Raw genomic sequence first — 13,099 nt, 5'->3', positions numbered from 1 at the left:
ACAGGGAAAAGGGTTCGCGCGGGCCGAGTGGCACCCTTGATCCATGAACCACTCCACCCCGCGCCGCGCTCGCGTCCGCGCCCCCGAGCTGGTCGGCAAGGGCGGCTGGCTGAACACGGGTGACAAGCAGTACAGCCTCGCCGACCTGCGAGGACGCGTCGTCGTACTCGATTTCTGGACCTTCTGCTGTATCAACTGCCTGCATGTTCTGGACGAGTTGAGGGAGCTGGAGGAGAAGCACCGGGACACCGTGGTGGTCATCGGGGTGCACTCGCCGAAGTTCGTCCACGAGGCGGAGCACGAGGCGGTCGTGGACGCCGTCGAGCGGTACGGGGTGGAGCATCCCGTCCTCGACGACCCGGAGCTGGCCACCTGGAAGCAGTACGCGGTCCGCGCCTGGCCGACGCTGGTGGTGATCGACCCCGAGGGGTACGTGGTCGCGCAGCACGCGGGCGAGGGGCACGCCCACGCCATCGAGCGGCTCGTCGAGGAGCTGGAGGCCGAGCACGCGGCGAAGGGCACCCTGCGGCGCGGGGACGGCCCGTACGTGGCGCCGGAGTCGGTCGCGGGCGACCTCCGCTTCCCCGGCAAGGCGTTGGTGCTGCCGTCCGGGAACCTCCTGGTGAGCGACACGACCCGGCATCAGCTGGTGGAGCTGGAGCCCGACGGTGAGACGGTCGTGCGCCGCATCGGCTCCGGCGTGCGTGGCCTCACCGACGGCGGGCCCGGCACGGCCGCGTTCAACGAGCCGCAGGGCCTCGCCCTCCTCGACGACGGCGCGGTGGTCGTCGCCGACACGGTGAACCACGCTCTGCGCCGCCTCGACCTCGCGGACGGCCGGGTCACGACGCTCGCGGGCACCGGTCGCCAGTGGTGGCGCGGGTCGGCGACGGAGGGGCCCGCGCGCGAGGTGGACCTGTCCTCCCCGTGGGACGTGGCCGTGTTCGGCGGGCGGGTCTGGATCGCCATGGCGGGCGTGCACCAGCTGTGGGTGTACGACCCGGCAGGGGGTGCCGCCGGCGGCGGGACGGTCGGCGTCGCGGCCGGCACGACGAACGAGGGGCTGGTGGACGGGCCCGCCGCGGAGGCGTGGTTCGCGCAGCCGTCCGGTCTCGCCGTCTCGGCCGACGGGCAGCGGCTGTGGGTGGCCGACTCCGAGACCTCGGCACTGCGCTGGGTGGAGCCGGACGGGAGCGTGCACACGGCCGTGGGCACCGGCCTGTTCGACTTCGGGCACCGGGACGGCGCCGCCGGACAGGCCCTGCTCCAGCACCCGTTGGGCGTCACCGCGCTGCCCGACGGCTCGGTGGCCGTCAGCGACACGTACAACCACGCGCTGCGCCGCTTCGACCCGGCCACCGGTGAGGTGACCACGCTGGCGACGGACCTGCGGGAGCCCAGCGACGCGGTGGTGGTCGGTCCGGACGTGGTCGTCGTCGAGTCGGCCCGGCACCGGCTGACCCGGCTGCGGCTGCCCGAGGAGGCGGTGCGCGTCGACGCGGTCGCCCACCGCACGCAGCGCGCCGCCACCGAAGTCGCCCCGGGCGCCGTGCGGTTGGACGTCGTCTTCCAGGCTCCGGCAGGCCAGAAGCTCGACACGCGGTACGGGCCGTCCACGCGGCTGCTGGTCTCCTCGACGCCGCCGGAGCTGCTGCTGCGCGGCGGGGGTGCGGGGACGGAGCTGTCCCGGGAGCTGGAGCTGAACCCGGCGGTCGCCGAAGGCGTGCTGCACGTCTCGGCGATGGCGGCGTCGTGTGACGACGACGCGGACATCGAGTACCCGGCGTGCCATGTCCACCAGCAGGACTGGGGCGTACCGGTCCGGCTCACCCCGGACGGCGAGGACCGGCTGCCGCTGGTCCTCGCGGGGATGGACGAGGTCTGACGAGGGGGGAGTTGAGGGCCGAAGGCCGGACGCGCGGGGTGCCGGGGCGCGTGGGTGCCGAGGACGCGGCGTGCGGTGCGGTACGCCGTCCCGAATCGGCGAGGGCGCCGCAGGCGGTGAGGGGAGCGTCCTGAACCGGCGGGCGCGCGTGCGGTGCAGACGAGTGTGCCGGTCCGCGTGCGGTGCGCTGACTGTCCCGAACGGGCGGGGCGCCGCGTGCGTGCGGTCATCGCCCCGGAACGGCGGGGGCCGCGTGCTGTGCGGTGAGTGTCCCGAACGGGCGCGGCGCGTGCGGTGCAGCGAGTGTGCCGGTGCCCGTGCCCGTGCCCGTGCCGGTGCCGTGCCGGCGTGCGGGGCGGTGAGCGTCCCGTACCGGTGCGGGTGCCGCGTGTGGGGCGGACGGCTGCGGGGAGGGCGGCAGTTGACCGTCCTCCCCGCGTTCCGCGCCCGTGTCCGGTACCCCTCGTGCCATGACCGCCCTCGGGGTGCCCCGTCCGCGTGCCCGGCCCGGGCGGCGTCCCCGTCCTCCGGGGGTGCCCGCCGGTGCCGTCACGGCGGCGGCCTCAGCCGACGCCGGGTGTCCTACGCGCCGTAGCCGTCGTTGTAACCGCCCCGGGGACGCTCTTCGGTGACCACCGGGGTGGTGGGCTGTACGACGGTGCGCCGGCGCTTGGCGATGCTGCTGAACGTCGCCACGCCGATCAGTCCCGCGATCATGAAGATGATGCCGACCAGGTCGAGGTTGACCCCTTCCATGTCCCAGTCGGTCGCGAATGTGAGGATCGCCCCTACGGCGATCAATATGATGCACCCGCCCAGGCCCATTGGGTGTCGCCTCCTGTAGCCGACTCGGCTTCTCTTCGGGTCAACTCCGGGTACCCGGGGGCGCGGCGGACATGCCCGGCTAGCCCTCGAGAAACGCGGCGAGGGAGTTGGCCAGCATGAACGGGTCGTCGGCGCCGCAGAGTTCGCGCGCGCTGTGCATGGAGAGGATGGCCACGCCGACGTCGACGGTCCTGATGCCGTGCCGGGCCGCGGTGATGGGCCCGATGGTGGTGCCGCAGGGCATGGCGTTGTTGGAGACGAAGGACTGGAAGGGGACGCCGGCCTTCTCGCAGGCGGCGGCGAAGATGGCACGCCCCGAACCGTCCGTGGCGTAGCGGTTGTTGACGTTCACCTTGAGGATGGGGCCGCCGTTCGCGCGGGGGTGGTGCGTCGGGTCGTGCCGCTCGGCGTAGTTGGGGTGGACGGCGTGTCCGGTGTCGGAGGACAGGCAGACGGTGCCGGCGAAGGCGCGGGCCCGGTCCTCGTACGTACCGCCGCGGGCGAACACCGAGCGCTCCAGGACGGTGCCGAGCAGCGGGCCGTCCGCGCCGGTGTCCGACTGGGAGCCGTTCTCCTCGTGGTCGAAGGCGGCGAGGACGGGGATGTAGGGGAGGTCGCGGGCGGCGGAGACGGCGGCGAGGGCGGCGGTGCCGGCGTGCACGGAGAGCAGGTTGTCCATACGCGGGCCGGCGAGGAGTTCCCGGTCGCGGCCCAGGTACGCGGGGGCCTCGACGGAGTGGGTCATCAGGTCCCAGCCGGTGATCTCGCCGGCGGAGAGGCCGGTCTCCTGCTCGACGAAGGCGATCAGGTCGCCCTCGCGGGGGTCGCCGAGGCCCCAGACGGGCTGGAGGTGGCGCTGCTTGTCCAGCTTGAGGCCGTCGGCGGAGACCGAGCGGTCGAGGTGGATCGCGAGCTGGGGGACGCGGAGCAGCGGGCGGTCGATGTTCACCAGCCGGGTCGTGCCGTCGCGCAGCGAGACGCGTCCGGCGAGGCCGAGGTCGCGGTCCAGCCAGGAGTTGAGGAGGGGGCCGCCGTAGATCTCGACGGCGACCTGCCGCCAGCCGTGGGCGCCGCTGTCCGGCAGCGGCTTGACCCGCAGGTTGGGGGAGTCGGTGTGCGCGCCGACGATCCGGAACGGGGTGTGCGGGGCGGCGCCCTCCGGGACGTACCAGGCGATGATCGCGCCGCCGCGCAGCACGTAGGCGCCGCCGGTCGTGCCGTCCCACGCGTCGGTCTCGGCGACCTGACGGAATCCGGCCTTCTCCAGGCGCTCGGCGGCGTTCGCCACGGCGTGGTACGGCGTGGGTGTCGCCGCCAGGAAGGTCATGAGGTCGTCGGTGTGGCCGCGGTCGAAGCGGGAGGGTGTGCGCATGGGGTTCACCTTAACGACGCACGAGGGCCCGCTCCCCGTGATGGGGAACGGGCCCTCGTGAGGGGGATGTGAAAGGCGGACACCTGACCGGAGGGTCAGAATCCGGCCACCGGCCCGCCGACGTCCACCCGCCGGCCGGCCCTCGGGACCGACCTGGGCCATCCGCTCGCCGGAGCGCCGGAGCGACCTGAGCCATCCGCTCCCCGGCCCACCGGACGACCGCCGCGTCGGACCGACGGCGATCATCCGCTCGCCGGACCGCCGGACCCTCTGACAGCCGCCGGTTGCCGGCAGGGGTGCGTCCCCCGCCGGTGGCGGGTGCTAGAAGGCGGCCTCGTCCAGCTCCATCAGGTCCAGGTCGACGCCCTCGGCGAGCTTGCGCGCGCCGGTGACGCCGGGCAGGACGTTGGCCGCGAAGAACTTCGCCGCCGCGATCTTGCCGGTGTAGAACGGCTTGTCCTTGGCAGACGCGGTCTGGAGCTTCTCGGCGGCCACGGCGGCACCGCGCAGCAGCAGGTAGCCGACGACCACGTCACCGGAGGCCATGAGCAGGCGGGTGGTGTTGAGGCCGACCTTGTAGATGTTCTTGACGTCCTGCTCGGTGGCCGCGAGGTCGGTGAGCATCAGGCCGACGATGGCCTCCAGCTCGACGGCGGCCTTGGCGAGCTGCTCGCGGGCGGTGGAGAGCTCCTCGCCGCCGGTGCCGAGCGCCAGGAACTTCTTGATGTCCTCGGCGAGGGAGTTCAGCGCGGCGCCCTGGTTGCGGACGATCTTCCGGAAGAAGTAGTCCTGGCCCTGGATCGCGGTGGTGCCCTCGTAGAGGGTGTCGATCTTGGCGTCGCGGATGTACTGCTCGATCGGGTACTCCTGGAGGAACCCGGAGCCGCCGAACGTCTGGAGCGACTGGGCGAGCTGCTCGTAGCCCTTCTCGGAGCCGTAGCCCTTGACGATGGGCAGGAGCAGGTCGTTCAGGGCCTCCAGCGCGGTGGCGTCCTCGCCGGCCGCCTCCTTGACCTGGATCTCGTCCTGGATCGCGGCGGTGTGCAGCACGAGCGCGCGCATGCCCTCCGCGTACGCCTTCTGCGTCATGAGCGAGCGGCGCACGTCGGGGTGGTGCGTGATGGTGACCTTGGGCGCGGTCTTGTCCATGAAGTTCGCCAGGTCGGGACCCTGGACGCGCTCCTTGGCGTACTCCAGCGCGTTCAGGTAGCCCGTCGAGAGCGTGGAGATGGCCTTCGTGCCGACCATCATGCGGGCGAACTCGATGATGCGGAACATCTGGCGGATGCCGTCGTGCTTGTCGCCGATCAGCCAGCCCTTGGCGGGGTGGCGGTCGCCGAAGGTCATCTCGCAGGTGTTGGACGCCTTGAGGCCCATCTTGTGCTCGACGTTGGTGGCGTAGACGCCGTTGCGCTCGCCCAGCTCGCCGGTCTCGAAGTCGAACTCGTACTTCGGGACGAGGAAGAGGGACAGGCCCTTGGTGCCGGGGCCGGCGCCCTCGGGGCGGGCGAGGACGTAGTGGAGGATGTTCTCCGACATGTCGTGCTCGCCGGACGTGATGAAGCGTTTCACGCCCTCGATGTGCCAGGAGCCGTCCTCCTGCTGGACCGCCTTGGTGCGGCCGGCGCCGACGTCCGAGCCGGCGTCCGGCTCGGTGAGCACCATGGTGGAGCCCCACTGCTTGTCGACGGCGATCTTCGCGATGTGCTTCTGGACCTCGTTGCCCTCTTCGAAGAGGATGCCGGCGAAGGCGGGGCCGGAGGAGTACATCCAGACGGCCGGGTTGGCGCCGAGCACGAGCTCCGCGTAGGCCCAGATCAGGGAGCGGGGCGTAGTGGTGCCGCCGATCTCCTCGGGCAGGCCGAGCCGCCAGTACTCGGAGTCCATGAAGGCCTGGTAGCTCTTCTTGAAGGACGCGGGGACCGGCGCCGTGTTCGTCTCCGGGTCGAAGACGGGCGGGTTGCGGTCGGCGTCGGCGAAGGACTCGGCCAGCTCGTTCTCCGAGAGGCGCGTCAGCTCTTCGAGGATGCTCTTGGCGGTGTCGGTGTCCATCTCCTCGAACGGGCCGGTGCCGTACAGCTTGTCGCGCCCGAGCACCTCGAAGAGGTTGAACTCGATGTCGCGGAGATTCGACTTGTAGTGCCCCATGGCGACGGCTCCGTAAGAGATCGGGGAGGCCGGAGAACTGGCAGCCTCGTTACACATACCGGCAAGTAGCTACGATGATGCTACCCGTCGGTAATAAGACGCAACCCCGAGTGGGTCATCTGTGACTCAGTAGTCTTTGCGGCATGTACGGCTACGACCAGAACGCGAGCGCTCAGCAGCAGTACGCCCCGCCGCAGCAGCAGATGCCCGGCGGCTACGGCCAGCAGCCGCCGCTGTACCCCGAGCCGTCCCCGCCCTCCCTCGCGGACGCGGTCCGCGCATTCACCACGGGGTCGATGGCCGCCGAGGACTTCCAGCAGATCTTCGCGACCTCGAAGGTCTACTGCCCGCGCGGGGACAACCCCGGCTTCCTCGCGCTGCACAACACCCAGCAGCCCGTGATCCCGATGTTCACCTCGCTCAAGGAGCTGCGCCGGTACGCCGGCAAGGAGTCCAAGTACTTCGTGATCACCGGCGCCGAGGTGATCGACCTGCTGCCGACCGGCTACGGCTTCGTCCTCGACATGGAGGGCGAGCACCGCATGGTCTTCGACGCGAAGGCCGTGGAGCAGATGGTCGACTTCGCCATGCGCCGGATGTACGGCTGACCGCGGCCGTGCCGCGGGCGGTGAGCGCCCGCACGCGCCGCCGACGACGTATTTCGCCCACGACGGACGCCCGGAGGGAATGCCCTCCGGGCGTCCTTCGTTACGGGTAGCAGAAAGTTCAACAATCAACTAAACTCGAAGCCAAGGAGGTACCCGACATGCCTGCAGTGACCGTCGAGAACCCGCTGACCCTGCCCCGTGTGGTCGCGCCCGCCGACGCCGTGGCCCGTCCCGTCCTCACGGTGACGACCGCGCCCGGTGGCTTCGAGGGCGAGGGATTCCCGGTGCGCCGCGCGTTCGCCGGGATCAACTACCGCCACCTCGACCCGTTCATCATGATGGACCAGATGGGTGAGGTGGAGTACGCGCCGGGAGAGCCCAAGGGCACCCCCTGGCACCCCCACCGCGGTTTCGAGACCGTCACCTACATCATCGACGGGATCTTCGACCACCAGGACTCCAACGGCGGTGGCGGCACCATCACCAACGGGGACACCCAGTGGATGACGGCGGGCTCGGGACTCCTGCACATAGAGGCGCCGCCGGAGGCGCTCGTGATGTCGGGCGGCCTCTTCCACGGCCTCCAGCTCTGGGTGAACCTGCCGGCCCGCGACAAGATGATGGCGCCGCGCTACCAGGACATCCGCGGCGGCCAGGTCCAGCTGCTCACCACCCCCGACGGCGGCGCGCTGCTGCGGGTCATCGCCGGTGAGCTGGACGGCCACCAGGGCCCCGGCATCACGCACACGCCGATCACCATGATCCACGCGACCGTGGCGCCCGGCGCCGAACTGACGCTCCCGTGGCGCGAGGACTTCAACGGACTCGCGTACGTCCTCGCCGGGCGCGGCAGCGTCGGTGCGGAGCGCCGGCCCGTCCACACCGGGCAGACCGCCGTCTTCGGCGCCGGTTCCTCGCTGACCGTCCGCGCGGACGAGCGGCAGGACTCGAACACGCCGGACCTGGAGGTCGTGATCCTCGGCGGGCAGCCGATCCGTGAGCCGATGGCCCACTACGGCCCCTTCGTGATGAACACCCGCGAGGAGCTCCAGCAGGCCTTCGAGGACTTCCAGAAGGGCCGGCTCGGTACGGTCCCGGCCGTGCACGGGATGTCCGAGGGCGGCCTGTAGAACCCGCCGGCACCCCGCGGGGACGAGCCCCGGTCCACACCCGGACCGGGGCTCGTCCGTGTGCCCGTACGCGGCGGGTGGTCCCGGTTCCAGGACGCTGAAACCGCCGTGAAACCGCGCTGAAGGCGCCGTGCCGCACGCTCTGCCCCATGACGACAACGACTCCGCACTCCCTCGCCATCGCGGCCAAGGGGCTGCGCAAGGCCTACGGGGACAAGACGGTCCTCGACGGCATCGACCTGGCGGTCCCGGCCGGCACGGTGTTCTCCCTGCTCGGCCCGAACGGCGCCGGCAAGACCACCGCCGTCAAGATCCTCTCGACCCTCATCACCGCCGACGCCGGCGACCTGCAGGTCGGCGGCCACGATCTCGCCGCCGACCCGCAGGCCGTCCGCGCCGCGATCGGCGTCACCGGGCAGTTCTCCGCCGTCGACAACCTGATCACCGGCGAGGAGAACATGCTCCTCATGGCGGACCTGCACCACCTCCCCCGCGAGGAGGGCAGGCGCGTCACCGCGGAACTGCTGGAGCGCCTCGACCTGGTGGAGGCCGCCAAGAAGCCGGTGTCCACCTACTCCGGCGGCATGAAGCGGCGCCTGGACCTCGCCATGACGCTGGTCGGCGGCCCGCGGATCATCTTCCTCGACGAGCCGACCACCGGCCTCGACCCCCGCTCCCGCCACAACATGTGGCAGATCATCCGCGAGCTGGTCTCCGGCGGCGTCACCGTCTTCCTCACCACGCAGTACCTGGAGGAGGCCGACGAACTCGCCGACCGCATCGCGGTGCTGAGCGACGGGAAGATCGCCGCCGAGGGCAGCGCCGACGAGCTGAAGCGGCTCATCCCCGGCGGGCACGTGCGGCTGCGGTTCACCGACCCGGCCGCCTACCGGTCCGCCGCGGCCGCCCTGCGCGAGGCCACCCGCGACGACGAGGCGCTGACGCTGCAGATCCCCAGCGACGGCAGCCAGCGCGAACTGCGCTCCGTCCTCGACTGGCTGGACACGGCCGGCATCGAGGCCGACGAGCTGACCGTGCACACCCCCGACCTCGACGACGTCTTCTTCGCCCTCACCGGCGGCGCCGCCGTCCCCAGCCAGTCCAAGGAGACCGTCCGATGAGCGCCCTCTCCCTCGCCGTGCGCGACTCGAACACGATGCTGCGCCGCAATCTGCTGCACGCCCGGCGCTACCCGTCCCTCACACTGAACCTGCTGCTCACGCCGATCATGCTGCTGCTGCTCTTCGTCTACATCTTCGGCGACGTGATGAGCGCGGGGATCGGCGGCGGCGGCGCCGACCGCTCCGAGTACATCGCCTACATCGTCCCCGGCATCCTGATGATGACCATCGGCAGCACCGTCATCGGCGCCGCCGTGTCCGTCTCCACCGACATGGCCGAGGGCCTCATCGCCCGCTTCCGCACCATGGCCATCCACCGCAGCTCGATGATCATCGGGCACGTCGTGGGCAGCGTGCTCCAGGTGCTCGCCAGCCTGGTCCTCGTCGGCGCCGTCGCCGTCGCCATCGGGTTCCGGTCCACGGACGCCACGGCGCTGGAGTGGCTGGCGGCCTTCGGACTGCTCGCGCTGTTCACCCTGGCGCTCACCTGGATCGCCGTCGGGATGGGCATGGCGAGCCCGAACGCCGAGGCGGCCAGCAACATGGCGATGCCGCTGATCCTCCTGCCGCTCATCTCCAGCGCCTTCATCCCGGCCGACACGATGCCGGGCTGGTTCCAGCCGATCGCCGAGTACCAGCCCTTCACGCCCGCCATCGAGACCCTGCGCGGCCTGCTCCTCGGCAGCGAGATCGGCAACAACTGGTGGATCGCGATCGCCTGGTGCGTCGGCCTGTCCGTGCTCGGCTACCGCTGGTCGACGGCGCTGTTCAACCGCGACCCGAAATGAGCGCGCGGGCTGCCTCGCGCAGCCCGTCCCGCGGCAGGGCGGCGTACTCCGACACCGCGTCGGCGTACGCCGCCCTGTCGGCCTGCTCGGCCGCCTTGCGGGCGCGGTCCGCCGACATGGTCGGCTGGTAGTCGCGCAGTACCCGCAGCCGTTCGGCCAGCGCGATCATCCGGACCGCCGTGCCGTCTCCGGCGGCGAGGCCCGCCATGCCGAGCGCGTGCAGCACCGTCCCGTACACGGGCAGGTCCATGGGCGAGTGGGCCGGGGCCGAGAGCAGGGTCGTAAGGCCCCGGCGCAGTCGCCCGACCGCCTGCGCGACCGGTTCGAGGCGCCCCGCGTGCGCGTGCGCCGTCACCGCCGCCGACTGGATCTTCAGCGCCCACCGGTCGAGGAAGGGATCGCCGCTGTACATCGGGCCGGCCTCGGTGACCCCGTCCATGGCACTGCGCCACAGGCCGAGACCGACCTCCGTCAGTCCCCGGGCGAGCGCGATCTCGGCCCGTCCGCCGAGGTCGGCGCTGTCGGAGTCGTCCTTCTTCGGGTTGCCGGCCTGTTCCGCCTGGCGCAGCCAGTACTCGGCCTCGTCGGGGTCGCCGCGCTGGAGGCAGGCGAGGACGAGGCCCCAGCGGACGCCGATGGTGTCGTGGTCGTCGCCGAGCCGCGGCAGCGCTTCGAGGGCCTGTCGGAGATGGCCGTACGCCGCGTCGCCCTGTTCCAGTTGCAGGCACAGCTGGGCCAGCCGGGAGTGGCCCATGACCTGGAGGAACGGGTTGTCGACCGGCGCCAGCGCGGTGACCGTGCGGCGGGCCGAGGCGAGCGCCCGGTCGATGTCGTGCTCGTACTCCCAGACGTAGGTGGCGACGCACTCGGCGATCCCGGCGAGCAGCGGCTGGTCACTGGCGCACAGCTCGCGCAGCACGGCGTAGTCGGGCGGCTGCATCTCGGGGACCGCGCCCAGCACGGCCGCGATGGCGCGCAGCAGCGTGTCCGGGGGCGCCGGGGGCAGCCTTCGCAGGGTGACGAGCTGGCGTACGACGTGCGGGCCGTAGCCCATGAACAGGCTGGCCGTGCAGAGCACCGCGGCGGCGCGGGCGACCTCCACGTACGCGGGCTCGGGGTGGTAGTGCGACAGCGGCGGCCCGGTGTCCGCGGCGAGGGTGGCCAGGCGCAGGTAGTTGGAGTCGGTGGACCACAGCGCGGCCAGGACGGCGGTGAGCGCGGCGGTGGTGGGGCCGTCCGTGCGGGCCAGGGCGTGCCGCAGGGCCGGTACGAGGTTGTCCTGCTCGGCCCTGATCCGCTCCCAGGCGGCCAGCGGTTCCGAGCTGAAGAACCAGTCGTGGTAGGTGACCCCGAAGTCCCGCGCCCAGTCCAGGAAGCGGCCGACGGCCTCCTCTTCCTCGCCCGCCTCCGCGCGCCGGGCCGCGCTGAACTCCCGTACGGTCTCCAGCATCCGGAACCGTACGCCCGCGGGGGTGTCGGCGACGGTGAGCAGCGACTGGTCGGCGAGCTGTTCCAGCAGGAGCAGGGCGTCCTCGCCGAGGACCCGCTCGGCCGCCTCGCCGGAGAAGCCGCCGGGGAACACGGACATCGTGCGCAGCGCCGCCCGCGCCTCCTCGTCGAGGAGGTTCCAGCTCCAGTCCACGACCGCGTGCAGTGTGCGGTGGCGTTCCGGCACGTCCCGTGCGCCGCCGCGCAGCAGCGCGAACCGGTCGCCGAGGCGGCGCGCGATCTCCGGCACCGACAGCACCCTCACCCGCGCGGCGGCCAGCTCCACGGCGAGCGGCAGCCCGTCGAGGTGGCGGCAGAGCTCGGCCACCGCGTGCGGCGGCAGCTCCACCCCTGGCCGGGCGGCCCGGGCCCGCTGCGTGAACAGCTCGACCGAGGTGCCGAGGCCGAGTTCGGGCAGCGCGAACACCGCCTCCGAGGTGAGGCCGAGCGGGGACCGGCTCGTGGCGAGCACCCGCAGGTCCTTCGAGGACGAGACCAGGGTGCGTACGAGGTCGGCGGCGCCCCGGACGACCTGCTCGCAGTTGTCCAGCACCAGCAGGGCGGGCCCGGAGCCGAGCACGCCGAGGATGCCGGACACCGCCGGGGCCTGGGCGGGCCCGGTCACGGCGGCGGGCCGGGCCTCGCCGGCGCCGAGCGCGGAGGCCACCTCGGCGGCCACGTCCTCGTCGGCGCCGACTCCGGCGAGCGTCACGAAGTACACCAGCCGCTGCTCGGCGCGTCGGCTGACGGCGTGCGCGAGGCGGGTCTTGCCGAGGCCGCCGGGGCCGACGACGGTGACGGCGCGGGAGGCGCGCAGCAGCCGTTCCACCGCCGCGATGTCCTCGTCCCGGCCCAGCAGCGGGTTCGGCTCGTGCGGGACGCCGTGCCGTACGGGCGGCGCCTCGCCGCGCAGCAGCTCCCGCTGGACGGCCTTCAGGGCGGGCCCTGGGTCGGTGCCGAGCCGGTCGCGCAGCTCCCGGCGATAGGTCTCGTAGCGCGTCAGCGCGGCGGACGGGCCGGCCGTCGCCGCCTCGCCGCGCAGCAGCTCGGCGAGCACCTCCTCGTCGCGCGGACGCGCCGCGGCGGCCGCTGCCAGCGGTCCGGCGGCCTCCGTGTGGCGGCCCAGCCGGGCGAGGGCGAGGGCCCGCGCCCGGACGAGCGCGTCGCGGACGGGGGCGCGGTCGGCGCGCAGCGCGGCCACGGGGTCTCCGGGGTCACCGGCCCCCTCGGGGGTGCCCTCCCACAGGGCGAGCCCCGCCTCGGCGGCGGCCAGTGATCCGGCGTGGTCCCCGGCCCTGGCCCGCCCGGCGCTCGTGGTGGCGTGCAGCAGCAGGGCTGAGCTGTCGATCCGGTCCTCGGTGAGGGTGAGCCGGTACCCGGTCGGCGTGCTCGCTATGACGTCGGCGCCCAGCTGCGCCCGCGCCCTGGACACGAGGACCTGGAGCGCCTTGCCCGGGTGCTCCGGCTGCTCGTCCGGCCACAGTCCCGCCACGAGCCGCTCGGTGCTGCAGCCCGAGCGCACGTCGCCCGCGAGCAGCGCGAGCAGGCCCCGGAGCCGGGGCGCGGTGACCTCCCGTCCGCGGTGGGCGACACGCGGCAGCAGGGTCAGGTCGGTGGTCACCCGTGCAGGTTAGCCAAGCCCCGGCCGCGGAAACTCCCGCCGTGGCCCGAACTCGCGCCCGCCCGAAGGGCTTTCGGCCGCGGCGCCCGTTCCGTCCCCGTGCCGGGTACGCG

9 protein-coding genes are annotated in these 13,099 nt (G+C 72.6%); 5 read left to right on the top strand and 4 right to left on the bottom strand.

Annotation, left to right across the window (positions count from 1 at the left end; genetic code table 11):
• Positions 1-43: 43 nt before the first annotated feature.
• Positions 44-1,885 carry a thioredoxin-like domain-containing protein gene (locus tag ACFYQQ_RS17685; RefSeq protein ID WP_355784385.1) on the top strand — a complete coding sequence of 614 codons (1,842 nt, stop codon included), beginning with the start codon at positions 44-46 and terminating at the stop codon, positions 1,883-1,885.
• A 582-nt stretch (positions 1,886-2,467) separates the two neighbouring features.
• On the opposite strand, the gene ACFYQQ_RS17680 is transcribed toward ACFYQQ_RS17685, so the two are convergent.
• From ACFYQQ_RS17680 to ACFYQQ_RS17670, 3 genes are all read right to left on the bottom strand, one after another.
• On the bottom strand, positions 2,468-2,710 hold the full coding sequence (locus ACFYQQ_RS17680; protein ID WP_355784383.1) for a DUF6458 family protein: 243 nt from the start codon (positions 2,708-2,710) through the stop codon (positions 2,468-2,470).
• Between the two features lie 79 nt (positions 2,711-2,789).
• A complete protein-coding gene (locus ACFYQQ_RS17675; RefSeq protein ID WP_355784380.1) occupies positions 2,790-4,082 on the bottom strand; it encodes a M18 family aminopeptidase in 1,293 nt (430 codons plus the stop codon).
• Between the two features lie 321 nt (positions 4,083-4,403).
• Positions 4,404-6,230, bottom strand: coding sequence for an acyl-CoA dehydrogenase (locus tag ACFYQQ_RS17670; protein WP_355784377.1), 1,827 nt, complete (start codon positions 6,228-6,230; stop codon positions 4,404-4,406).
• 143 nt (positions 6,231-6,373) lie between these two features.
• Between ACFYQQ_RS17670 and ACFYQQ_RS17665 the strand changes: the two genes are divergently transcribed.
• The 4 genes from ACFYQQ_RS17665 to ACFYQQ_RS17650 all read left to right on the top strand — a co-directional run bounded on the left by ACFYQQ_RS17665 (position 6,374) and on the right by ACFYQQ_RS17650 (position 9,877).
• Positions 6,374-6,838 carry an SseB family protein gene (locus ACFYQQ_RS17665; protein ID WP_121405079.1) on the top strand — a complete coding sequence of 155 codons (465 nt, stop codon included), beginning with the start codon at positions 6,374-6,376 and terminating at the stop codon, positions 6,836-6,838.
• Between the two features lie 158 nt (positions 6,839-6,996).
• Positions 6,997-7,968 (top strand): pirin family protein, encoded by a 972-nt coding sequence (locus tag ACFYQQ_RS17660; protein ID WP_355784373.1) that lies wholly within the window; start codon positions 6,997-6,999, stop codon positions 7,966-7,968.
• Positions 7,969-8,117: 149 nt separating this feature from the next.
• Positions 8,118-9,089 carry an ATP-binding cassette domain-containing protein gene (locus ACFYQQ_RS17655; protein ID WP_356238068.1) on the top strand — a complete coding sequence of 324 codons (972 nt, stop codon included), beginning with the start codon at positions 8,118-8,120 and terminating at the stop codon, positions 9,087-9,089.
• Entirely contained in the window at positions 9,086-9,877 is a 792-nt protein-coding gene (locus ACFYQQ_RS17650; protein WP_355793560.1) for an ABC transporter permease, read from the top strand. Before ACFYQQ_RS17655 ends, ACFYQQ_RS17650 begins: the two co-directional genes overlap by 4 nt.
• Here ACFYQQ_RS17650 and ACFYQQ_RS17645 read toward each other — a convergent pair.
• On the bottom strand, positions 9,858-12,986 hold the full coding sequence (locus ACFYQQ_RS17645; protein WP_388904826.1) for an ATP-binding protein: 3,129 nt from the start codon (positions 12,984-12,986) through the stop codon (positions 9,858-9,860). The genes ACFYQQ_RS17650 and ACFYQQ_RS17645 overlap by 20 nt on opposite strands.
• Positions 12,987-13,099 lie beyond the last annotated feature (113 nt).

It is taken from the genome of Streptomyces sp. NPDC005496, from assembly GCF_042872045.1.
Taxonomy (GTDB): Bacteria; Actinomycetota; Actinomycetes; order Streptomycetales; family Streptomycetaceae; genus Streptomyces.
This window is presented reverse-complemented; position numbering and strand designations above follow the sequence as displayed.

Excerpts from the sequence above, each read along its gene's own strand:
- ACFYQQ_RS17660 (WP_355784373.1), top strand. The coding sequence starts at position 6,997 with ATGCCTGCAGTGACCGTCGAGAACCCGCTGACCCTGCCCCGTGTGGTC.
- ACFYQQ_RS17680 (WP_355784383.1), bottom strand. The coding sequence starts at position 2,710 with ATGGGCCTGGGCGGGTGCATCATATTGATCGCCGTAGGGGCGATCCTC.
- ACFYQQ_RS17675 (WP_355784380.1), bottom strand. The coding sequence starts at position 4,082 with ATGCGCACACCCTCCCGCTTCGACCGCGGCCACACCGACGACCTCATG.
- ACFYQQ_RS17685 (WP_355784385.1), top strand. The coding sequence starts at position 44 with ATGAACCACTCCACCCCGCGCCGCGCTCGCGTCCGCGCCCCCGAGCTG.
- ACFYQQ_RS17655 (WP_356238068.1), top strand. The coding sequence starts at position 8,118 with ATGACGACAACGACTCCGCACTCCCTCGCCATCGCGGCCAAGGGGCTG.
- ACFYQQ_RS17665 (WP_121405079.1), top strand. The coding sequence starts at position 6,374 with ATGTACGGCTACGACCAGAACGCGAGCGCTCAGCAGCAGTACGCCCCG.
- ACFYQQ_RS17670 (WP_355784377.1), bottom strand. The coding sequence starts at position 6,230 with ATGGGGCACTACAAGTCGAATCTCCGCGACATCGAGTTCAACCTCTTC.
- ACFYQQ_RS17650 (WP_355793560.1), top strand. The coding sequence starts at position 9,086 with ATGAGCGCCCTCTCCCTCGCCGTGCGCGACTCGAACACGATGCTGCGC.